The following is a 21787-nucleotide window of genomic DNA, read 5'->3' on the forward strand; positions in this document are numbered from 1 at the left end:
TACGCCTCCGCGCGCGCGAAGTGTCGGCGACAGCCCCGGCCCGGGCAGACTCCAGCGCAGATTCCGACGCAGGTTCCGCTCCGCGGCGAGGGGGTCCACTCTGGACTATGGCCACCAGACGGCAGGACCGGATGCGGCTGGACGAGGCGCGCGCCATCATCCGGAACGCGGAGGCGGGCTCCCTCGATCTCTCGGCGCCCGAGGTGCTCGCGGAGGTCGAGCGGGCCCAGCAGACGGTGACCCGGAACTGGATCCGAGGCGGCGCCTCGGGGCGATGGTCGGCCCGGGGCGTCGTCATCCTCGTCGGCGCGCTCGCGGTGCTGCTGTGGGTCGCGGGACTGCTGGTGGCCGTCCTGCTCGACGGCCGCTGACGCCGTGGCGGCCCCGCGGCCGACCGCTCCTCACTCCGGTCAGGGCGCGAACCCCTCCGCGTGCCACGACCAGCCGGCGAACTCCGCCTCCTCGCCGAGCGACGACGCGAGCAGCGCCACCGCCGCGAGCAGTCCGCCGTTGCCCGGCAGATAGAGCGGCAGCGTCGCGGGCAGCTGGCGATTGTGGCCGACCGCCGAGTAGCCGTTCTTCGGCTCGTCGGCGAGCAGGAGGTCGAGAGCGAGCTCGGGGAGCCCCAGCCGCGTCGCCGTCATCGCCATGACCGGGAAGTCCCATCCCCACGCGGTCGCGAAATCCCACGTCTCGCGCACCGACGCGAGGGTCGCGCGCATGATCTCCGGATCGATGAGCGGCGTCGGCGGCACGACCCCGAACGCGGCCAGATGCGCCGGATGGTCGACGGTGCGGAGGAACGGCTCGACCGCGATGGCCGTGTAGACGCCGTCGCGGATGTGCGGCGTCGCGAGTCCGGTGCGCACCCGCTCCCAGCCGGCATCCCGCGAGAGTCCGGCGCGCTCCAGCCAGCGCTGCGCGAGCTCGAGCCCCCACGCCCAGTAGGCGAGCTCGAAAGCGGGGTCCTCGGTGATCTCGGATCGGTACGACTCCTGCGCCGGGATGAGCGGCGCCGGCAGGTGGAAGACCCCGTCGCGCTCCTCGGCGAACGACGCCATGAAGTCGGCGGTCGCCCGGACGAGGGGCAGGTGCTCGTCGACGACCGCGCTCCGCCGCGACGGCCCGCTGGCCTGCCAGACGAGCTCGAGCAGCGAGAGCAGGTGCGGCTGCTGCCAGACGAGGAACGGCCCGATCGAGCTCGGGCTCTCGCGTCCGTCCGGGCCGACCTGCTTCGGCCAGCGCGCTCCCGCGAAGCCCTGCCGCCGCGCCGTGCCCTCCGCCTGGTCGAGGATGCCGCGGTACCAGGGGAGGCTCCGCTCGAGCAGCTCCGGCCGGCCCCACGCAGGGAAGTGCGCGGCGTGCCACCAGTGCATCTCGAGGTGGAACTTTCCCGACCACGAGTTGGTGATCAGCCCGGTCTCCTGCGGCGGCAGATGCCCCGAGCAGTTCACCGCCGTCAGCCACTGGGAGAGGATCACGCGCCGCTCGAGCTCGACCGCACGCGGGTCGGTGCTGCCGGACAGGTCGATCGCGGCGCCGCTCGACCAGAACGACGACCACGCGCCGGCGGACGATTCCCGCAGCGCGTCGAACGACTCGGCCGCGGGTGCGGCATCGGCGTCCGGGAGGAAGTCGACGACGAGGTCGAGCTCGTCGGAGTCGGCGCGCACCTCGAACACGTGCGGACCCTCCGCCGACACCCGGGCACGATCGAGCGGGAGCTCGACCCGGTACCGCATCGCGTCGAGCTCGCGGTCGATCACGGCGCGGTCGCCCTCGATCCGCAGCGTCGAGGAGTGGCGCTCCGGCGCCGTCCAGTCGCCGCTCGCGAAGAAGTGCGTGCTCCCGTACGGGAAACGGAGGCGCACCACGAGCCGGCCGCTCGCCAGCAGCGGCGAGTGGATGCGGAACCCCGCCCGCGACGCGGACGGCGATGCGACCGTCACGACGCGCACCCGCTCGCCGCCCCAGCCGAACTCGGAGGTCAGCGCGCCGGTCCACAGGTCGAGCGTCTGCCGTGGCCGCTCGAGCTCGGACGGGTGGATGTCGACCAGGCCGCCGTCCTCGTCGCGGAACGCGAACCCGATCCGTCCGAGGTCGAGGCGGTGCGGGTTGCGGTGCAGGTGGATCCCGGCGCGGAGGTCGCGCTCCGAGTCGTCGCGGTACGCGCTGTCGGGATAGAGGTCGGGGTAGGGGACGGGGCCGCGCGACGACTCGTGCAGCGTCGTCGCGTCGTCGAGGGTGAACCCGTCCGGATCCGGCATCTCGTGCCAGCCCCAGTTCGACATGGTCGTGGTGTCGATCGTGGTCGGACCGTCGTCGGACGCGCGCGACTGGTCGTGGAACGCGGTGAAGGTCTGCATGCCGGTGATGTCGACGGTGACCGCGAAGTCGCCGTTGCCGAGCGTGATCACGCCCTCGGGCGACGGCTCGGTGATGACGGGGTCGTGGCGCCCGACCACCGCCCTCCGGTCGATCACGAGCGGGCCCCGGGCGCCGTGGACGAGCGCGCTCCCGGCGCCGCGGACGAGCGTGCTCCGGGCGCCGTGAACGAGTGCGCACCCGACGGCACCTCCCGCACCGACCCGTCCGGCATCCGCACCGACGCGGTCGCGCCGACGGGCACGACCGCGTCGAGCTCGACCGTCCCGTCCGCCGACCGCCAGGCGACGGAGGCCGTGCCGAACGGCGTCCGCACCGCGCACGACGCGGAGGCCACCCACTCGGTGACGGCCGGGGCGATCTCGAACGCCGACCAGCCGAGCGCGCCCGGGCGGATGCCGGCGACGTATCCGGTCAGCCAGTCGTCGACGGTGCCGAGGAAGTAGTGGCCGTGCGAGCGGGCGTCGAGGTCCCAGGTCTCGAACATGCTGGTCGCCCCGGCCTCCCGCCAGGCTCCCCACGACGGCGCGCTCGTCTGGCGCGCGAGGCGGACGGCGAGCTCGGGGTAGCCGGCGTCCGTCAGCACCGGCAGCAGCCACTTGGTGCCGAGTGCGCCGGTGTCGAGCCGGTCGCCGCGGTCGCGCACGTCGGCCGCGAGCGCCGCCGCGATCGACGCGCGCACCGCCGGATCGCGGACGACGTCGAATGCGAGCGCGAGCACCTGGTGCGACTGCCGATAGCGTGCATCGCCGGGGCCGGTCACGATCGTGCGGCCCGCGTCGTCGGTGTCGGCGGACGTCGTGCGGAGGAAGGCCGTGGCGAAGGCGGCACGGATGCGCTCGGCCTCCGCCTCCGCCCATCGGCTGTCCCGCGCGAGCACCCGCTGGATCGCCGCGGTCGTGTCGAGGATCCGCACCAGGAACGCCGTGGCGGGGATGCGGGTGTCCTCCGCCGGGTTGCCGCCCCCGGCGCCGGTCTCGGGCGCGACCCAGTCGCCGAGGATCGTGTCGGCGAGCCCGTCGACCGTGCGGCCGGCCTCGAACCGCGCGTACCGCTCGATCACGTCGACGTGGCGCTCGAGCACGCCGGCGTCGCCGGTGTGCCGGAACACGTCCCATGGCACGGTCACCAGCGCCGAGTGCCAGGTGGGCGCGGTCGTGCCGACGCCGAAGATGCCGGCGTTCGGCGCGGTGAGGTCCGGGGCGCGATCCTCGGCGGTCGTCTCCGCGAGGTCGGCGACCCACTTCGACAGCAGCGGCCCGGCGTCGAGGGCGGTGAGCATCATGTCGGCGCCGACCGCCGCATCCCCGGTCCAGCCGTTCTTCTCGTAGACGGGCGTGTCGGTCGGGTAGCCCTGCAGGTTGTTCTCGATGGTGCGCACGGTCGCGTCGTGGATCCACTGGAGCAGCGGATCGGCCACCTCGAGCCGCGCGGTGCTCGCGAGGTCGTTGTGCACGACGCAGGCGACGACGTCCGCGGGATCCAGGTGGGCGAGCGGCCACCCGGTGAGGCGGACGTACCGGAAGCCCTTGTACGAGAAGCGCGGCTCCCAGCTCGCGGCATCCGGCCCGAGCGTCACCTCGTCGGTCTGGAAGCCGTCGCTCGTGAAGTGGTTCGCGTCGTCCGACAGCGGCAGCCCGTCGCCGAGGAGGCGCTCGCCGTGCCGGACGGTGATCGTCGCGCCGTCGTGGCCGCCCGGCAGCGCCAGCCGCACCCAGCCGGCCGTGACGTGCGGGAACTCGACGATCCAGTCGCCGGGCGCGTGCTCGCGCACCGAGACGGCGTCGAGCGTCTCGACGATCCGCTGCGGCTGCTCGCGGCGCGCCTCCACACGGCCTGCCGGCCCGCGGACGACGGCCACCGGATGCGCCGGCGCCTCGAGCGCCCCGCCCGCCGCCCGGCGCAGGTCGACGACCTCGCCGCCGTAGAGGTCGTCGAGCAGGATGGCGCCGCGCCGCGAGGACCAGTCCGGCCCGGTCGCGTGCGTGGTCAGGGTGCCGTCGGCGTGCTCCAGCCGCAGGACGGCGCGGACGCAGGGCTCGTCGTGCCACGGCGCGCGCTCCCACGCCCACTCGTTCGCGTTCGTCATGCCGAAGAAGCCGCGGCCGACCTCCAGCGCGAGCTCGTGCGCCCCGGGTGCCGCGAAGGCCGCCGTCACGTCGTGCACGACGACCTCGACGCGGCGGTCGTAGTGCGTCGTGCTCGGCGAGAGCACCTCGTCCGTCGCGAGCGCGCCGTCCACCCGCACATCGGCGAAGCCGCCGGCGGTCAGGGCGAGCAGGGCGCGGACGGTCGGGGAGCCGGGCGTCGGGGTCACGGTCGTCGAGAGCACCGGCGCGGCGAGCGTGCCGTCATGCGCGCGGGTGCGCGGGGAACGGGAGTCGTCGACGTGCTGCTCGGGCGGTGCGGCGATCCACACCGCTCCGTGCCAGTCGACGTCGGCGACGGGAGCGGGGGTGAAGCGGCCCGAGCCGCCCGCCTCGCGCTCGCGGAGCCCGACCACGACCTCCCAGGAGTGGTCGATCCACGGCGCGAAGACCACCCACTCGGGTGCGGCGATCGACGGCGAGCTCGTCTCGACGCGGCCGGAGTCCCACACCTCGCGGCCGTCGGCCATCACCCGGATCCGGCACCAGTGCTGCTCGTCGGGGCCGTCCGCCGGCGGGAACCGCCACGAGAACCGCAGTGCGCCCGTCGGCGTGCCGATCGGATCCGGTCGCCCGTCGACCTCGAGGTCCCGCAGCTCCATCGCCGCCTCCGTTCCGCCGCGGCGTGGTCACCGGCGACTGTGAAACGATTCAGGAGTTTCTCGGGCCTGTCAACCGCCGCGATGAAAGGTCTTGTGCTGGTCGCCCCCCAGGAGGACCATCCCGGCCATGGCTGACCCGAACAGCGCTACCCGTGCGCGCTTGACCGATGACCAGCGCATCCTCAACCGCTCGGCGATGGCGTCGGCCTTCGCCGCGATCGTCGCTCTCGTGATCTCTGTCGTGGGGCTGGGTGTCCAGCAGGCGAACCGGGCGGACGACGCGCGAGTGCGAGCCCACGCCGACCAGCGTGCCGCCGCTGAGCGGAAGCAGGATCAGACGAATACCTGTGCGCAGGCGAAGGTCAGCGCTGCTCGCGGGTACGTCAACCTGATCACGCCGACAGTCGACGCACTGGACCTCGTCGACATGGCGGATGCAGACGACGACGATGAGACGGAGGAGCTCGCCGTCTCGCCGGTGTCTGTGCAGTCCTATCAGGACGCCGGGTTCCAGATCTCGGGCGCGTACCTCACCTGCCTTGCGCTGGGCCTCGTGGATGATGACGCGCAGGCCCAGTGGGCCGACGCCTACGATCGATTCGCCTCATCGATCCGTGGGACCGCGCGCGAGCAGGTGAACGCGCTCGGGAACCTTCGCGACGCGCTGTCCAAGAGCTAGTGGACTTCCCGACCCTCATCACACGGACGCGATGAGGTGCTGGCGCTCGGCGAGGCAGCGGTCGCTGAACGCCGGATCTCGAGGTCGCGCAGGCCGCTCGCGTGGAGCGCGGCCGATCCGGCCTCCTACTCTGAGGCATGCTCCTCGATGACGTCTGGCCGCTGTTCGGACTCCGGCTGATCACCCCGCGGCTCGAGCTGCGGCCCATCCGCGACGAGGACCTGCCGGGTCTCGTCGACGCGGCGCTTGCCGGCATCCACGACCCGGGTCGGATGCCGTTCTCGTCTCCGTGGACCGACGCAGAACCGGAGCGACTCGCGCTCGACTTCGCCCGCTTCCACTGGGCGCGGCGGGCCGCGGTCCGACCAGGTGACTGGGGGATCAGCTTCGCGATCCTCCGAGACGGCCGGCCGATCGGTGTGCAGGACGCCAGCGCCCGCGCGTTCGACACGACGAGGACGGTCAGCAGCGGATCATGGCTGACCCGCGGCGAGCAGGGCGCCGGGCTGGGTACCGAGATGCGGGCGGCGCTGTTGATGTTCGCCTTCGACCACCTCGGCGCGGACTGGGCCGAGTCGGGCGCGGCGATCTGGAATGCGCGGTCGCTCGCGGTCTCGAAGAAGCTCGGATATCGCGAGAACGGCGTCGAGCGCCATCGCGTGCGCGACGAGCTCGTCGAGATCCGGCGGCTCATCGTCGGGCGTGACGAGTTCCGGCGGCCGGAGTGGCGCCTTCGGGTCGAGGGCGCCGAGCGCGCACTGCCGCTGCTGACCGCCGCCGACCTGACCTGACGGGCTCGCTCTAGCCTCGGACCATGGCGCTGGTGCTGATGTCCGGTCGGTCGTTCGCGGGTATGAGCACGCTCGCGACGGCGCTCGGCGAGCGGCTCAGCCTCGACGGCGGGCAGGGCATCCCGGTCGAGGAGTGGGCGACCGCGGGGCTGAGCGGATGACCGCCGGGATCCCGGTGCCCGAGACTGCGTCCCCGACGCCTCGTCGTGCCCTCGCGCGGTGGTACCTCGCCGCAGCGCTTTATGGCGTGCCGCTCGCGTCCGCGCCGATCCTGTTCGCGCTCATCGCCCTGCCGATCACCGGCAGCGCGACCAGCGGGGCGGCGATGGTGCTGGTCTCGACCGTCGCGCAGATCGTCGCGGCCGTGCCGTTCGCGCGGCTCGGCCGCCGCTTCCACGCATCGTCGTACCTGCGCGCGCTGATCCTGATCCGCACCGTGTTCGTCGCCGGCGTCGCGGTCGCGGCGGCCACCTCGGCGCCGTTCGCGGCGCTGCTCGTGGCGGCGGCAGGTGCGGGGCTGACGAACGGGGCGGCGTTCGGATATCAGCGCGCGATCCTCAACCAGCTCGTCGTCCGCGAGCGGCTGCCGCGGGCGCTGGGGCTCGCCGCGACGCTCAACGAGATCGTCTTCGTGTCCGCTCCCGTGCTGGCGGCGGTCGTCGGCGCGGTGTCGCCGTTGACCGCGGTGCTCGTGGTGGCGGCGATGGGCCTCGTGCAGGTCGTCGCGATCCCTGCCGTCCCCCGGCAGGCGCCGTCGGTCGACGCGGCTCCGCCGTCGCGGATGCTCACGCCCGTCGTGATGGTGTGGCTGCTCTGCGCGGCGGCGACCGCCGGCGCGACGGCGGCGGTCGAGATCGCCGCCGTCGCGCTCGCGGTGCGCTTCGACCTGCCGCCGAGTGCCGGCGCGATCTTCACCGTGGCGCTGTGCGTCATGTCGATCGCGGGCGGCGTCGTAGTCAGCGTGCGCAGCGTGCACCCTCGACCGCGCACCGCCCTGCTGCTCGTGCTCGGCACGGCGGCGGGCAGCATCCTCGTCGCGAGCCAGGTGTCGATCGCGACGACGATCGCGGGTGCCGCGCTGATCGGCGCGTTCCTCGCACCGTTGGCGACCTTCTACTCCCTGACGATGGACCGCCTCGCGCCGCCGGAGCGCCGACCCGAGCTGTTCGCGCTGCTGCGGACGGCGAACGCGATCGGCGTCATCGCGCTCAGTGCGCTGCTCGCGCTCGGGTCGCTGCCGGTCGCCCTGATCGCGGCCGCGATCGGCGTCGGTGCCGCGGTGCTGCTCGTGCTCGCGATGCTCGTCGTGTCGTCCCGTCGCGCGGGAGCCGAGCGCGAGACCTGAACGCGTCGCGTCGCGTCGCGTCTCGCCCGTCGGCCTCCGGGCTGGGAGGATCGCTCACGTGACCGAGGCCGAGGACGGCGAGCTCGCGGAGCTGCGGCGCCGTGCGTACGGCCGCGACGGCGACACCCGGCTCGATGCGGAGGCGGTCCAGCGGCTGCGGGCGCTCGAGCGGATGCGCGCGGTGGAGTCGGCGCCGGCCGAGTCGGCAGCCGTCGCGACCGGACCCGCCGGGGCCGTCGCGACCGATCCGGATCCGTCCGCGATCGAGCCGACTGAGCGCGAGCGCACCGCGCCCGAGCAGCCAGTGCCGGAGGCGCGAGACCTCCCCGCCGACGATCCCGCGCCGTCGTGGTGGAGCCGCTGGGGACGCCGAGCCTGGGATCGCGTCCGCGCGGTCCGGCCGCGCCGGTCGACCGTGCTGCTCGTCGTCGGGGCCGTGACGATCGCCGCCGTCATCGCGACCGTGCTCACCGTCGTGCAGCGCGTGCAGGTCGATCCGCTCCAGGTGGGTGCACGCCAGGTCGCGCGGCTCTCCGTCGACCCCGACTACCCCATGCCGCCGTTCTTCGGCGGCGAGGATGCGCCGGCGCGCGCCCGCGTCTTCACCGAGTTCCACGGCATCCGCGTCATCGCGAACGGCACCTACCTCGGGCAGGGCGTCGGCCCGGACGACGACTGCCTCGTCGGCTACGCCGTCGCGAACGTGACCCAGGACCGCTACGAGTTCTCCGGCACGATCTTCTCCGGCTGCTCGGCGGGCGGCTTCCCGGCGTCGTTCCAGTTCGACTCCTCGTCCGCCGGGCTCCCGCGAGCGCTGAAGGACGCGTTCCCCGGCGGCGAGGCGCTCCAGTTCGTCTACGACGCGGACGACGACGAGGTCGTGGTCTTCGCGAGCCGGTGAGCCCGGACCGGACCGGAGCCCGCTCGCGTCGCCGGCCGGGTCGCGATAATATCTGATCACTTGATCAGATATGGAGAGCGGGATGGGCGGATCGCACGATCACGGCGCGCTGAGCGCCGGCGCGCGGCACCTGCGCCCGCTCGTCATCGCCTTCGCCCTCACCGCGGCGTACATGGTCGTCGAGTTCGTGGTCGGCTTCTCGGTCGGCTCGCTCGCGCTCGTGTCGGACGCCGCCCACATGGGCACCGACGTGCTCGGGCTCGGCATGGGACTGGCCGCGATCCTCGTCGCGCGCCGGCGGTCGACCCCGCAGCGCACCTTCGGGTTCTACCGCCTGGAGGTGCTCGCGGCGCTCGCGAACGGCATCCTGCTGTTCGGCGTCGCCGGCTACGTCATCGTGGAGGCGATCCGCCGGTTCGCCGCCCCGCCCGAGGTGCCGGGTCCGCCGCTGCTCATCACGGCGGTGATCGGGCTCGCCGTCAACATCGTCAGCTTCCTGCTGCTGCGCCGCGGCGCACGGGAGAGCCTGAACCTCCGCGGCGCGTCACTCGAGGTGCTCGGCGACCTGCTCGGCTCCGTCGGCGTCATCGTCGCCGCGATCGTGCTCTGGACGACCGGCTGGGTGTACGCCGACCCGATCATCGGCGTCGCGATCGGGCTGTTCATCCTGCCGCGCACCTGGAGCCTCACCCGCCAGGCGCTGCGCATCCTGCTCGAGGTCGCGCCACCCGACATCGACGTGGACGGCGTGGTCGCCGAGATCGGCGGCGTCGCGGGCGTCGCGAGCGTGCACGACCTGCACATCTGGACGATCACCTCGGGCATGGAGAGCGCCTCCGGCCACGTCCGGCTCGACGGCTCGCGGCCGTACGACGAGGTGCTCTGCGACGTGCTCGAGGTGCTCGGCGGGCACGGTGTGCACCACGCCACCATTCAATGCGAGCCGGTCGCGTTCGCCGAGGACGACGCGCTCCCGGTGTGATCCGGACTCCGATGTGATGATGTCCCCGATGTCCGGATCCCGCCTGCCGTTCGATCTCGCCGATCCCGAGGCGGTCAGCGCTGCGATGCCGGCCGATGCCGATGTCGTCCACGTCGCCGACGTGTTCTCGCTGCTCGGCGATCCCGCTCGCGTGCGCATCCTCACGGCGCTGCTGAACGGACGGATGCGCGTCCGCGACCTCGCCGGCGTCGTCGGCATCAGCGAGTCGGGCGTCTCGCACGCGCTGCGGCTGCTGCGCGCCCACCGGGTCGTCGGCGTGCACCGGGTCGGCCGCGAGGCGCACTACGAGATCGACGACGCGCACGTGCGCGCGCTCCTGCAGCTGGCCCTCGACCACGTCGGGCACGCCAATCCGCTGCACGAGGTCGACGGGCACTGACCGGACGGCGGGACCGCGTGGACGCCCGGTCGTCCAGGGCCCGCATCACGATCGGATTCCGATGCGGCCTCCCGAGGGTCACCCCGGATGGCCCCCGAATGGGTGGTTGCTACCGTCCCGGCCATGATGATCACCCGCAATGCAGCGCTCGCGATCACCGTCCTGACGGCCGCCCTCGCGCTCACCGCCTGCGCCACCCCCGCCTCCCCATCGCCGTCTCCCACGACGACGACGCCGGCCCCCTCCGGCACCCCCAGCGCCTCGCCGACCTCAGCTCCCGGCGCACTCACGGTCTCCACCGACGGTCTCGGCCCGCTCAAGCTGGGGCAGCAGGTTCCGGCCGGCAACGGGCTGGTCGCCTGGAATCCCGACCTCTGCTCTGCCGGCGTCGGAGGCTGGGAGACGTCGGGAGGTCGGAAGTTCTCCATCAGCGCCGGCGCCGCCCAGACCGACCCGGTCACCGGAGTGCAGGTGAGCGACCCGGCGGTCGTCACGCCCTCCGGCCTGCACGTCGGCAGCACGAACGCGGAGGTCAAGGCCGCGCTGCCCGAGGCGCCGTACCAGGTCGCCGACGTCTACGGCATCGACGATGTCGGCTGGTACTCGGTCGTCGCCGGCGGCAACCGCATCACCCTCAGCGTCACGACCGCCGACGGCACCGCGGTCGCCGACAGCACGCCCGTCGCCTTCATCTTCGTGCTCCCGTCGAGCGCAGCGGACACGCACTACATCGGCACGGGCGGCGTCGGCTCGGCCTGCTCCGCCTGATCCCGCATCCCGCTCGCGGGCGGGCTCGGGCACTCAGTCGTCGGAGACGACGATCCCGAGCTCGCTCGCGAGCAGCGGCGCGAGCCGGTACAGCTGCGCGTCGTCGACGATGACGCCGCGGAGCGCGCCGACGCCGGTGATCTCGTCGAACTCGGCGCCGCGCAGGTCGACGTGCCGGAGCGTCGCGCCCGACACGTCGAGCCGCGCGATCCGCGTGCCGGGCAGCGCGACCCGGCGCGCCTCCGTCTGACCGAGATCGAGCTCCTCGATCGTGCAGTCGGTGAACTGCACGTCACGCAGGCTCGAGCCGCGCAGGTTCACGAAGGTCAGCTTGCAGCCGACGAAGTGCACCGACTCCCAGGCCGCCTCGTACAGCTCCGCCGAGCCGACCCGGCCGCCCTCGATGCGCACGTCGCGCCAGCGGGTGCGCGCGGCGCGCAGCACCGGCACGTCCATCCGCTCGAGCAGCGATTCGACGACGATCGTGCTCCGGAGGTCCGCCTCCGGCGCGCGGATGCCGGTGAGCCGGCAGGCGTCCAGGTGCGCGCCGTTGAGGGCGAGCCGGTCGAGGGCGAGGTCGTCGAACGCGAACCCGTCCAGCGCGGCCCCGTCCTCGAGGTCGTACCGGTCGCCGGCGGTCAGGTCGCGGAGCACGATCGGATCGAACTCGGGTCGCGTGCTCGTCTGCTTCCTGCCGGCCATCGGGTCCAGCCTAGGAGCGGCATCCGACCCGGGTGGCGATGCGATCGGGGCCCCCGTGATACTCCGGAGGCGGAGACCGTCATCACCCCGATATTCTCCGAGGCATGATCGATTTCCTCGCCTCGGCGGCCACGACCGCCGGGATCATCGCGGCGCTCGTCGTCGTCGTGATCATCGTCCTGCTGTTCGTGCTGCGCGGCATCAAGATCGCCAAGCCCGACGAGGCGATCATCGTGACCTCGAAGCAGAAGAAGAACGACACGTCGGTGCAGTCGAGCCAGCGCGTGGTCGTCGGCTCGCGGGTCTTCGTGAAGCCGTTCGTGGAGTCGTACTCGAAGCTGAGCCTCGCCTCCCGGCAGCTCAACGTGACGTCGACCGCGCAGACGAAGAACTTCGTCACGATCGAGGTCAACGCGGTCGCGGTCGTGAAGGTCGGCGGCGATCTGGAGATGGTCCGCACGGCCGCGCAGCGCTTCCTCAACCAGCAGAACGAGATCGAGCGCGCCACCGAGGAGGTGCTGGCCGGCTCGACCCGCGCGATCATCGGCGAGCTGACGGTCGAGGAGATCATCACGAACCGCGCCGAGTTCCAGACGCGCGCGTTCGACGCGGTGAAGGAGGCGCTCGACATCCAGGGCCTGCAGATCGACACGCTGCAGATCAAGGAGATCAGCGACCGCAACGAGTACATCAACAACCTCTCCCGGGCGGAGCAGGCGCGCGTGCGCCAGCAGGCGGAGCTCGCCGAGACCGAGATGCAGCGCAACACGGACGCGGCGAAGATCGACGCCCAGCAGGCGATCGCCGAGAAGCAGCGCGACCTCGACCTGCGCATCGCCGCGATCTCCGCGGAGACGGACCAGGCGAAGGCGAAGGCGCAGCAGGCCGCGCCGCTCGCGAAGGCGCAGGCCGAGCAGGAGGTCATCGACGCGGAGGCGGCGGCCGCGGAGCGCCGCGTCGAGCTGACCCGCAAGCGCATCGAGTCCGAGGTCAACGCGGTCGCCGACGGCGAGGCGTACAAGACCCGCGTGGCCGCCGAGGCCGAGCAGCAGGCGCAGTCCGCCCGGGCCAAGGGCGACGTGGCCGTGGCACAGGGCGACCGCGACGCACGTCTGGCTCGGGCCGACGCCACGAGGGCGGAGGGCGACGCCGAGGCGCACGCCATTCTCGCCCGCGGCCGCGCCGAGGCGGAGGCCACGAAGGCGAAGACGGACGCGCTCGAGGACAACGCCGCGGCGCTGCTGCAGCAGCAGATCATCGCCCTGCTGCCGGAGATCATCGAGGCCGCCGCGAAGCCGCTCGCCGCGATCTCGTCGATGACCGTGATCTCGAGCGACGGGTCCGGCGCGGAGCAGGTCGGCCGCAACGTCGCCGGTCAGCTCGCGACGACGACGCAGATCGTGAAGGACGTCACCGGCATCGACATCTCCGACCTCGTGAACTCGTCGGTGTCGGGTGCGGCCGCCGGTCGCGCGATCGCGGCCGACTCCGCGTCGCGCACCGAGGCGGCGGAGGCGGTGCTGACGTCGGCGGGGACGCGGCAGCGGTCCTCGGCCGACGTCGCGCAGCCGCCGGCGGGCCCCTCCTCGGAGGATCAGCCCACGCTGTAGTGCAGCACGACGCTCTCGCTGCCCGGATAGCGGATGACGTCGACGAGGTGCAGCGGCGTGGACGGCACGCCCGTGAACGTGCGCCGATCGCCGGCGACGATCTTCGGCCCGAGCTGCAGGTAGAGGTCGTCGACGAGGCCGCGAGCCAGCAGATCGGTCCAGAGCGTGAGGCTGCCGAAGATCAGGGTGTCGCCGTCGGCGGCGCGCAGCCGGGCGATCGCCTCGTCGAGGTGGGCTCGCCGCACGATCTCGGTCTGCTCGCGCCACACACCGGTGTCGTCGGCGGTGAGCGAGTCCGAGACGGCGATGACCGGCATCCCGTCGGCGAGGCGCCGCGCGATCTCCGCCTCCGCGGGGGAGGCGTCGGGAGCGTCCACGCGCGAGGGCCAGTACGAGAGCATCTGCCCGTAGGTGCGGGTCGCGTACATCAGCCGGGCGGCGTCGCGGATGCGATCCGCGTTGTGCTGGTTGAACGACTCGTCGAGCGGCAGCTGCGACAGGTCGCCGCCGGCGCCCTCGGTGTACCCGTCGACGCTCACGAACGCCGCCACGATGATCCTGCCCATGCTGGTCTCCCTCGATCCGGTGTCCCGACGCTAGCGGCCGCCCGGACGGGTGTCATCCGGGCGGCCGCGCGACGTCAGAGCGTCGCGGTGTCGATCACGAAGCGGTAGCGCACGTCGCTCGAGAGCACGCGCTCGTAGGCCTCGTTGATCTGGTCGGCCGCGATGAGCTCGATCTCCGGCGCGAGGCCGTGCTCGGCGCAGAAGTCCAGCATCTCCTGGGTCTCCGCGATCGAGCCGATGCCGGAGCCGGCGAAGGAGCGCCGGTTGCCGAACAGGGTGAAGACGGTGATCGGCAGCGGTTCCGGCGGCGCACCCACGTTGACGAGCGTGCCGTCGAGCCGCAGCAGCGACAGGTAGCGGTCGAGGTCGAGCGGCGCGCTGACCGTGTTGACGATGAGGTCGAACCGGTTGGCCAGCTCGTCGAAGGTGGCATCGTCGGCTGTGGCGTAGGCGGCCGTCGCGCCGAAGGCGAGCGCGTCCTCCTGCTTGGCGAGGGTGCGCGAGAGCACCGTGACCTCGGCGCCCATCGCGGCGGCGATCTTCACGGCCAGATGGCCGAGGCCGCCCATGCCGACGACCGCGACGCGCTTGCCCGGCCCGGCGTTCCAGTGCGCGAGCGGGGAGTAGGTGGTGATGCCGGCGCACAGCAGCGGCGCGACGCCCTCGTAGGGGATCGACTCCGGGACGCGCAGCACGAAGTCCTGGTCGACGACGATGTGCGTCGAGTAGCCGCCTTGGGTGATGGTGCCATCGCGGTCGACGCCGGTGTAGGTCTGCGTGTTGCCCTTCAGGCAGTAGTTCTCCATGCCGGCGAGGCAGTTCTCGCACTCGCGGCACGAGTTCACCATGCAGCCGACGCCGACCCGGTCGCCGACGGCGTGCTTGGTGACGTCGGCGCCGATCTCGACGACCTCGCCGACGATCTCGTGGCCGACGACCTGCGGATAGGCGATGGGCCCCCACTCGCCGCGGACGGTGTGGATGTCGGAATGGCAGACGCCGGCGTAGCGGATGGCGATCAGCACATCCGCGGGGCCGACATCCCGGCGCTCGATCGTGGTGGGGACGAGCGGCTCGGTCGCGGACGGGGCCGCGTAGGCGTTGACGGTGAGCAACGGTTCTCCTTCTCGGGTGGTTCGGGAGCAAGCCCATCACCTCCGGGCGGGTGCGCGGGACGTCCTGTCGGAGGGTGTACCCGCAGAGGACCCCAGCCGTACCGCCGATATGCCTAGGGTTCGGGCATGGACACCAGAGCCGACGTGCGCGAGTTCCTCATGTCGCGGCGGGCCCGGATCACGCCGGACCAGGCTGGCATCGTGGGCGGCGGCAACCGCCGCGTGCCCGGCCTTCGTCGCGGCGAGGTCGCCACCCTGGCCGGGCTGAGCCCCGAGTACTACGCGAAGCTCGAGCGCGGCGACATCGGCGGCGCGTCCGCGGCGGTGCTCGACGCGGTCGGCACGGCGCTGCAGCTCGACGACACGGAGCGCGCGCACCTGCTCGACCTCGCGCGCGCGCAGGACGGCATCCCGACATCCGGCCGCAACCGCCGGCGGTCCAGCCGCGCCGAGACGCCGCGGGCCAGCCTCGGCTGGGCGCTCGACGCGATCACCGACGGCATCGCCTTCGTGCGCAACTACCGGCACGACCTCATCGCGACGAACCTGCTCGGGCGCGCCTTCTACGCGCCCGTGATCGGCGACGGCGGGCGGCTGCCGAACCTCGCGCGCTTCCAGTTCCTGGATCCCGCCGCCCGCGACTTCTATCCCGAGTGGGACCGCTTCGCGGAGATGTGCGTCGCCGTGATGCGGGCGGAGGCGGCCCGTGATCCGCACGACCGCGGCCTCCAGGACCTCGTCGGCGAGCTGTCCACCCGCAGCGAGGTGTTCCGCCGGCTGTGGGGCGCGCACGACGTGCGGCAGCACGGCGCCGGCATGAAGCGCTTCCACCACCCCGTCGTCGGCGAGCTGGTGCTCGCCTACGAGGAGCTCGCCGTGACCGCCGACCCCGGCACGATCCTCATGATCTACTCCGCCGAGCCGGGCTCGCCGTCGGCCGAGGGGCTGCGGCTGCTCGCGTCGTGGGCGGCGACGGAGCGACTGGCCGCGTTCTCGGCCGCGGCGGTGCCGGCGGCATCCGGAGTCGAGGGCTGACGGCGGTCGCGGCCGGGTCAGCGCAGCGCCGGGTCAGCGGAGCCGCAGCACCCAGGCCGCGACGTGGAGCATGTGCTCCCGGAACGGGAAGTCCTTCTCGCCGCGACGCTCGAACCCGGCGCGGGCGCACAGCCCGTTCGACGGCGGGTTGTCCACCGAGGGGAACGCCGTCAGCAGCGGGAACCGGCCGTCGTCTCGGACGTCGGCGATCAGCAGGCCGAGGGCGAGCGTCGCGATGCCCCGGCCCTGGTACGCGGGCAGCGTGAACCAGCCGGCCTCGTACGCCGGCTGATCGTCCCACTCGGAGTCCCACCAGCCGATGCTGCCCGCCGCCGCGCCGTCCGCGTCGATGCGGAACATGCGCGCCTGGCCCGCCTCCTGCAGCCGCAGCACGTTCGCGTGCCGCCTCTCGAGCTCCTCGGCGGTCTCCGGCCGGCCGAGGTGCCTGGTCATCTCCGGGGTGTTGCCGAGGTGCAGCAGCGGGAGGTCGGCATCCGTCCAGCGCACCAGCTCGACCGTCGTCATGCGCGCGACGCTACGCGCGGGGTCCGACGCCGGCGGTGCGGGTGGTCGGGCCCCGGCCGTGCGGCCGCTCAGCGCGATGGGAGGGTCAGGATCTCCGCGCCGTCGTCGGTGATGGCGATGGTGTGCTCGGTGTGCGCGGTGCGGCATCCGGTGGCGCTGCGCAGCGTCCAGCCGTCTGCGTCGACGACGAGCTCGTCGGTGTCGGCCATGATCCACGGCTCGAGTGCGAGCAGCAGTCCGGGCCGCAGCCGGTAGCCGCGACCGGGACGCCCGGCGTTGGCGACGTGCGGGTCCTGGTGCATGGTCGAGCCGATGCCGTGCCCGCCGAACTCGAGGTTGACCGGATAGCCCGCACCCTCGAGCACCGCGCCGATCGCCGCGGACAGGTCGCCGATGCGGGCATCGGGACCTGCGGCCGCGACCCCGGCCGCCAGCGCGCGCTCTGTCGTCTCGATCAGGTCGAGGCTCCCGGCCGGGCGCCGATCGCCGACGACGAAGCTGACGGCGGCATCCGCCGCGACGCCGTCGAGCACGATCGCGAGGTCGAGCGTGAGCAGGTCGCCGTCGGCCAACACCTCGTCGTGCGGCATCCCGTGCAGCACCGCGTCGTTCACCGCGGTGCAGATCCAATGACCGAAGGGCCCGCGGCCGAACGACGGCGCGTAGTCGACGTAGCACGAGGCGGCGCCGGACTCGAGGATCAGCTCGCGGGCCCACCGGTCGATCTCGAGCAGGTTCGTGCCGACCGCGGTCCGTCCCCTCAGCGCCTGCAGGATGTCGCCGACGAGCGCGCCGGCGCGACGGGCGCGCTCCATCTCGGGCGGGGTCAGGATCTCGATCACGGGACTCCTTCGGAGTGCGGGATGCCGGGCGTCGTGCCGTTCACGGGATGACTATCACGGTAATACTATCCCGGTACTAGAATCGGTGGCATGGTCCGCCTGCCGCTCACGCCCGACGAGCTGGAGCGCGGGCGACGGCTGGGTGCCGTGCTCCGACGCGCGCGCGGCGATCGCTCGATGCTGCTCACAGCGCTGGACGCGGGCCTCTCGCCCGAGACCTTGCGCAAGATCGAGTCCGGCCGTGTCGCGACCCCGGCGTTCTCGACCATCGCGGCGATCGCCGGCGTGCTCGGCCTCTCGCTCGACGACGTGTGGGCCGAGATCGCGGTCGACGCCGGGACTGTCAGCGGATCGGACCGAGCGGCCGGCTGATCCGGCTCAGTCGTCGTGCAGCGACGTCCTGTCCACGGCGAACGGCTCGATCGCCGCGATCTCCGCGTCGTCGAGCGGCGCGGCGGCCAGCGCATCGAGGTTGTCGTCGAGCTGCTCGACACTCGAGGCGCCGATGAGCGCGCTCGTCACCTCCGGCACGCGCAGCACCCACGCCAGCGCGAGCTGGGCGAGCGTCTGGCCGCGGCCCCTGGCGATCTCCCGCAGCGCGCGGACGCGCTCGAGGTAGGTCTCGCTGACGGGCCCGGGCTGCAGCCAGCGGCCCTCGGAGGCGCGCGAACCGGCCGGGATCGTGCCGTCGATGTAGCGCTCGGTCAGGAGCCCCTGCGCGAGCGGCGAGAACACGATCGAGCCGAGTCCGAGCTCGCCGAGCACCGGGAAGAGCGGCTCGTTGCGCCGGTTGAACATGCTGTACGAGGGCTGGTGGATCGTCAGCGGCACGCCGAGCCGGTCGAGGATCGCGGCCGCCTCGCGGGTCTGCTCCGGGCTGTAGTTCGAGACGCCGACGTAGAGCGCCTTGCCGCTCGTCACCGCCGTCGCCAGCGCGCCCATCGTCTCCTCGAGCGGGGTCTCCGGGTCGAAGCGGTGCGAGTAGAAGATGTCGACGTAGTCGAGCCCGAGCCGACCGAGCGACGCGTCGAGCGACGACAGCATGTACTTGCGCGATCCGCCGTCCTGGTAGGGCCCGACGCCCATCGTGTAGCCGGCCTTCGTCGAGATGACGAGCTCGTCCCGGAACGGCCGCAGGTCGAGCTCGAGGAGGCGCCCGAAGTCGGACTCGGCGGATCCGATCGGCGGGCCGTAGTTGTTGGCGAGGTCGAAGTGCGTGACGCCGCGGTCGAAGGCGCGGCGCACGATCGCGCGCTGCCGGTCGAGCGGGCGGTCGAATCCGAAGTTGTTCCAGAGTCCGAGCGAGATGCGGGGCAGCCTCAGGCCGCTGCGCCCGATGCGCACGTAGTCGAGGGAGTCGTACCGGTCGGAGCTGGGCTCAAAGGACACGCGCGACAGGCTACTGGGCCGGCGGGGGATCGCGCTCGGGTCGCGCACCGGCGGGCACGACAGACTGGAGGCATGCCATCAGCCCCCGCGTGGACCCGCGACGTCATCTGGTGGCACGTCTATCCGCTCGGCTTCGTCGGCGCCCCGATCCGGCCGGAGGCGATCGAGACGGAGGTCGTGCACCGGCTGCCGCGCATCGAGGCGTGGCTCGACCACCTCGTCGAGCTCGGGCTCAACGGGCTGCAGCTCGGGCCGGTGTTCGCGTCGGCGACGCACGGCTACGACACGGTCGACCACCTGCGCATCGACCCGCGGCTCGGCGACGAGGCCGACTTCGACGGGCTCGTAGCCGCGGCGCACGAGCGCGGCATCCGGGTGCTGCTCGACGGCGTCTTCAACCACGTCGGGCGCGCGCATCCGGCGTTCCGCGCGGTGGAGGAGTCCGGGCCGGCGGCGCCGACGGCCGGGATGTTCGCGATCGACTGGCCGGAGGGCTGGACCGCCGGCGATCCGGTGCCGGTCGGCGACTTCGAGGGCCACGGAATGCTCGTCGCCCTCGACCACGCCTCGCCGATGGTGGAGGACCTCGTGGTCGAGGCGCTCCGCCGCTGGCTCGAGCGCGGCGCGGACGGCTGGCGGCTCGATGCCGCGTACGCGACGCCGACGGCGTTCTGGGCTCGGGTGCTGCCGCGGGTGCGCGAGCGGTTCCCCGACGCGTGGTTCAGCGCCGAGGTCATCCACGGCGACTACGCCGAGCTCGTGGCCGAGGCCGGCTACGACTCCGTGACGCAGTACGAGCTGTGGCAGGGCATCTGGCATGGCATCGCCGACGGCAACCTCTTCGAGACGAAGCACGCGATCGAGCGGCACGATGCGCTGCTCGCGACCTTCGTGCCGTCGACCTTCGTCGGCAACCACGACGTCACCCGCATCGCGACCGCCGTCGGCACCGGGTTCGTGCCGCACGCGCTCGCCGTGCTGCTGACGGTCGCGGGCGTGCCGGGCGTCTACGCGGGCGACGAGCTCGGCATGACCGGGCTGAAGGAGGAGCGGATCGGCGGCGACGACGCGATCCGTCCCGAGTTCCCGGCGCATCCGCAGGAGCCGGATACCGCGCAGCGCGCCGTGCTCGACCTGCATCGCGAGCTGCTCGCCGTGCGCCGCCGCCATCCGTGGCTGCACCGCGCGCACACCGACGTGGTCGAGGTGTCGAACACGGCGATGCTGCTCCGCACGGCGACCGGCGACGGCGCGATCGTGGTGGCGCTCAACCTCGCGGACGAGCCGGTCTCGCTGCCCGCCGCCGGAGCCCGGGAGGTGCTCGCGGGCACCGCCGCGCTCGCCGGAGGACGGCTGACGCTGGAGCCGCGCGGCTGGGCCGTGCTCGAGGGCTGACGCCGCCGCCCCCCGACTCCACCTCCGACGATTCGTGCCATCGGGGCGGTCCGGCGCTCCGAGAGCGCCCCGATGGCACGAATCGATGGACTCGGGTCAGCCCGCGTGCTCCACGACCACGTCGAGCACCCAGACGATGCCGAAGCGGTCCGTGACCATCCCGTAGAGCGGCGACCACGGGGCGGGGGCGAGGTCGACGGCGACGTCGCCGCCGTCGGCGAGTCCGGCCCAGTAGCGGGTGATCGCGTCGGCGTCGCCGCAGCGCAGCGACACGAAGAACGAGTTCGCACCGCGCTCGAACGGCATGGTCGGCGGCACGTCGTAGGCCATCACGTGCGGTCCGTCGACGCTGAGCACCTGGCCCCAGACGATCTGGTCGGTCTCCGGGTTGCGGGGGTCGTGGAAGTCGGCGTAGGTGAACGCGCTGACCTCGCCGCCGAAGACGCCGCGGTAGAACTCGAGCGCCTCCCGGGCCTCGCCGCGGAAGTTGAGGTGGACGGTCGTGGTGCTGGACATCGCCGGCTCCTTCGGTTCTGCGGCGGGTCGTTCCCGCCGTCGAAGACCAGCCTTCCGGCAGTACAGGTCAGTTTCCGTCCGCTACTTCCGGCAGGATGGCGATATGGCCACGACGACCCGGATGCTCCGCCTGCTGTCGCTGCTCCAGGTGCGGCGCGACTGGCCGGGGCCGGTGCTCGCCGGACGGCTCGAGATCAGCGAGCGCACCGTGCGCCGCGACGTGGACCGGCTCCGCGAGCTCGGGTACCGCATCCGCGCGGTGAAGGGTCCGGACGGCGGCTACCGGCTCGATGCGGGCGCCGACCTTCCGCCGCTGCTGTTCGACGACGACCAGGCGATCGTGCTCGCGATCGCGCTGCAGACGGTCGCGGTCGACGGCGAGCTGTCGGAGGCGGCGGTGCGAGCGCTCACCACCGTCCGCCAGGTCATGCCGTCGCGGCTGCGTCACCGGATCGACGTGCTCCGATCGGCGATCGACGCATCCCCGCGGGAGGACGCGGCGCCGATCGGCGCCGAGGTGCTGGCGGTGCTCGCCGGCGCCGTGCACGAGTCGCGGGTGCTCCGCATCGACTACGAGCGCGTGGGCGCGGATGCGGATGCCGCGCCCGCCCCGCGCCGGCGGATCGAGCCGCATCATCTCGTCGCACGGAGCGGACGCTGGTACCTCATCGGCTGGGACCTCGACCGCGGCGACTGGCGCATCTACCGCGCGGACCGGGTGACGCCGAGGACGCCGGCCGGCAGGGTGTTCCGGCGCCGAGAGCTGCCCGCCGGTGCCGGTGCCGCCGAGTACCTCGAGGCGCGGATGAAGGGCAGCGACGGACCCGACGTCTGGCCGTGCCGCGGCGCCGCGACGGTCGCGGTGCCCGCGCGGGAGCTCGCGCCGTATCTCGCGGCGGGCGCGGTCGAGCCGATCGACGACGGCCGCTGCCGCGTCAGCGCGGGCGCGTGGTCGTGGACGGCGCTCGCCGCCACGTTCGGCCGCTTCGACGCGGAGATCTCGGACGTCGAGCCGCCCGAGCTCGTCGCGGCGTTCGGGGAGCTGAGTGCGCGGTTCTCCGCTGCCGGCTCGGGCTCCCGGCTAGCGTGAGG

Annotated in this window: 23 protein-coding genes; 14 read left to right on the forward strand and 9 right to left on the reverse strand. The window is 72.9% G+C overall.

Features of this window, described 5'->3' with window-relative positions:
* Positions 1–107 precede the first annotated feature (107 nt).
* Positions 108–371, forward strand: a complete 264-nt coding sequence (locus tag AC1RSJ_RS00375) for a hypothetical protein (RefSeq protein ID WP_493116330.1) — start codon at positions 108–110, stop codon at positions 369–371.
* Between the two features lie 39 nt (positions 372–410).
* Here the strand turns inward: AC1RSJ_RS00375 and AC1RSJ_RS00380 are convergent, their stop codons facing one another.
* Together AC1RSJ_RS00380 and AC1RSJ_RS00385 are read right to left on the reverse strand one after the other, a co-directional pair.
* Complete coding sequence (locus AC1RSJ_RS00380; RefSeq protein ID WP_493116331.1) at positions 411–2483, reverse strand: hypothetical protein; 2073 nt, start codon at positions 2481–2483, stop codon at positions 411–413.
* On the reverse strand, positions 2480–5134 hold the full coding sequence (locus AC1RSJ_RS00385; protein ID WP_493116332.1) for a family 78 glycoside hydrolase catalytic domain: 2655 nt from the start codon (positions 5132–5134) through the stop codon (positions 2480–2482). The genes AC1RSJ_RS00380 and AC1RSJ_RS00385 overlap by 4 nt, the downstream gene beginning before the upstream one ends.
* 127 nt (positions 5135–5261) lie before the next feature.
* Here AC1RSJ_RS00385 and AC1RSJ_RS00390 point away from each other — a divergent pair, with 127 nt between their 5' ends.
* From AC1RSJ_RS00390 to AC1RSJ_RS00425, 8 genes are all read left to right on the forward strand, one after another.
* Complete coding sequence (locus AC1RSJ_RS00390; RefSeq protein WP_493116333.1) at positions 5262–5813, forward strand: hypothetical protein; 552 nt, start codon at positions 5262–5264, stop codon at positions 5811–5813.
* A gap of 137 nt (positions 5814–5950) precedes the next feature.
* Positions 5951–6604: a GNAT family N-acetyltransferase gene (locus AC1RSJ_RS00395; RefSeq protein ID WP_493116334.1), complete on the forward strand. Its 654-nt coding sequence runs from the start codon at positions 5951–5953 to the stop codon at positions 6602–6604.
* 23 nt (positions 6605–6627) lie between these two features.
* Positions 6628–6765 carry a hypothetical protein gene (locus AC1RSJ_RS00400; protein WP_493116335.1) on the forward strand — a complete coding sequence of 46 codons (138 nt, stop codon included), beginning with the start codon at positions 6628–6630 and terminating at the stop codon, positions 6763–6765.
* Positions 6762–7949, forward strand: a complete 1188-nt coding sequence (locus AC1RSJ_RS00405) for an MFS transporter (RefSeq protein WP_493116336.1) — start codon at positions 6762–6764, stop codon at positions 7947–7949. Before AC1RSJ_RS00400 ends, AC1RSJ_RS00405 begins: the two co-directional genes overlap by 4 nt.
* Positions 7950–8007: 58 nt before the next feature.
* Entirely contained in the window at positions 8008–8850 is an 843-nt protein-coding gene (locus AC1RSJ_RS00410) for a hypothetical protein (RefSeq protein WP_493116337.1), read from the forward strand.
* An 82-nt stretch (positions 8851–8932) separates the two neighbouring features.
* A complete protein-coding gene (locus tag AC1RSJ_RS00415) occupies positions 8933–9832 on the forward strand; it encodes a cation diffusion facilitator family transporter (protein WP_493116338.1) in 900 nt (299 codons plus the stop codon).
* A 28-nt stretch (positions 9833–9860) separates the two neighbouring features.
* Entirely contained in the window at positions 9861–10232 is a 372-nt protein-coding gene (locus AC1RSJ_RS00420; RefSeq protein ID WP_493116339.1) for an ArsR/SmtB family transcription factor, read from the forward strand.
* A gap of 123 nt (positions 10233–10355) precedes the next feature.
* Positions 10356–11000 carry a hypothetical protein gene (locus tag AC1RSJ_RS00425; protein WP_493116340.1) on the forward strand — a complete coding sequence of 215 codons (645 nt, stop codon included), beginning with the start codon at positions 10356–10358 and terminating at the stop codon, positions 10998–11000.
* Between the two features lie 33 nt (positions 11001–11033).
* Here AC1RSJ_RS00425 and AC1RSJ_RS00430 read toward each other — a convergent pair whose 3' ends face one another.
* Entirely contained in the window at positions 11034–11702 is a 669-nt protein-coding gene (locus tag AC1RSJ_RS00430; RefSeq protein ID WP_493116341.1) for a pentapeptide repeat-containing protein, read from the reverse strand.
* A 104-nt stretch (positions 11703–11806) separates the two neighbouring features.
* Here AC1RSJ_RS00430 and AC1RSJ_RS00435 point away from each other — a divergent pair, with 104 nt between their 5' ends.
* Positions 11807–13312: an SPFH domain-containing protein gene (locus AC1RSJ_RS00435; protein WP_493116342.1), complete on the forward strand. Its 1506-nt coding sequence runs from the start codon at positions 11807–11809 to the stop codon at positions 13310–13312.
* Here AC1RSJ_RS00435 and AC1RSJ_RS00440 read toward each other — a convergent pair.
* The gene (locus AC1RSJ_RS00440) at positions 13297–13878 is read right to left on the reverse strand and encodes a dihydrofolate reductase family protein (protein WP_493116343.1); all 582 of its coding nucleotides are present in this window, start codon (positions 13876–13878) and stop codon (positions 13297–13299) included. The genes AC1RSJ_RS00435 and AC1RSJ_RS00440 overlap by 16 nt on opposite strands.
* Positions 13879–13952: 74 nt before the next feature.
* Entirely contained in the window at positions 13953–14993 is a 1041-nt protein-coding gene (locus tag AC1RSJ_RS00445) for an NAD(P)-dependent alcohol dehydrogenase (RefSeq protein WP_493116344.1), read from the reverse strand.
* 126 nt (positions 14994–15119) lie between these two features.
* Here AC1RSJ_RS00445 and AC1RSJ_RS00450 point away from each other — a divergent pair, with 126 nt between their 5' ends.
* Complete coding sequence (locus AC1RSJ_RS00450; RefSeq protein ID WP_493116345.1) at positions 15120–16028, forward strand: helix-turn-helix transcriptional regulator; 909 nt, start codon at positions 15120–15122, stop codon at positions 16026–16028.
* 33 nt (positions 16029–16061) lie between these two features.
* Here AC1RSJ_RS00450 and AC1RSJ_RS00455 read toward each other — a convergent pair whose 3' ends face one another.
* Both AC1RSJ_RS00455 and map read right to left on the reverse strand, forming a co-directional pair.
* Positions 16062–16553, reverse strand: coding sequence for a GNAT family N-acetyltransferase (locus AC1RSJ_RS00455; protein WP_493116346.1), 492 nt, complete (start codon positions 16551–16553; stop codon positions 16062–16064).
* 68 nt (positions 16554–16621) lie between these two features.
* Positions 16622–17395 (reverse strand): type I methionyl aminopeptidase, encoded by a 774-nt coding sequence (gene map, locus AC1RSJ_RS00460; protein WP_493116347.1) that lies wholly within the window; start codon positions 17393–17395, stop codon positions 16622–16624.
* A 90-nt stretch (positions 17396–17485) separates the two neighbouring features.
* Here map and AC1RSJ_RS00465 point away from each other — a divergent pair, with 90 nt between their 5' ends.
* The gene (locus AC1RSJ_RS00465; RefSeq protein WP_493116348.1) at positions 17486–17767 is read left to right on the forward strand and encodes a helix-turn-helix domain-containing protein; all 282 of its coding nucleotides are present in this window, start codon (positions 17486–17488) and stop codon (positions 17765–17767) included.
* Between the two features lie 6 nt (positions 17768–17773).
* Here AC1RSJ_RS00465 and AC1RSJ_RS00470 read toward each other — a convergent pair whose 3' ends face one another.
* A complete protein-coding gene (locus tag AC1RSJ_RS00470) occupies positions 17774–18784 on the reverse strand; it encodes an aldo/keto reductase (protein ID WP_493116349.1) in 1011 nt (336 codons plus the stop codon).
* A gap of 72 nt (positions 18785–18856) precedes the next feature.
* On the opposite strand from AC1RSJ_RS00470, the gene AC1RSJ_RS00475 reads away from it, so the two are divergent.
* Positions 18857–20179, forward strand: coding sequence for an alpha-amylase family glycosyl hydrolase (locus AC1RSJ_RS00475; RefSeq protein ID WP_493116350.1), 1323 nt, complete (start codon positions 18857–18859; stop codon positions 20177–20179).
* A 96-nt stretch (positions 20180–20275) separates the two neighbouring features.
* On the opposite strand, the gene AC1RSJ_RS00480 is transcribed toward AC1RSJ_RS00475, so the two are convergent.
* A complete protein-coding gene (locus AC1RSJ_RS00480) occupies positions 20276–20695 on the reverse strand; it encodes a VOC family protein (protein ID WP_493116351.1) in 420 nt (139 codons plus the stop codon).
* A gap of 103 nt (positions 20696–20798) precedes the next feature.
* On the opposite strand from AC1RSJ_RS00480, the gene AC1RSJ_RS00485 reads away from it, so the two are divergent.
* Positions 20799–21785: a helix-turn-helix transcriptional regulator gene (locus AC1RSJ_RS00485; protein WP_493116352.1), complete on the forward strand. Its 987-nt coding sequence runs from the start codon at positions 20799–20801 to the stop codon at positions 21783–21785.
* Positions 21786–21787 lie beyond the last annotated feature (2 nt).

Source organism: Schumannella sp. GW821-FHT10F01 (assembly GCF_058809295.1).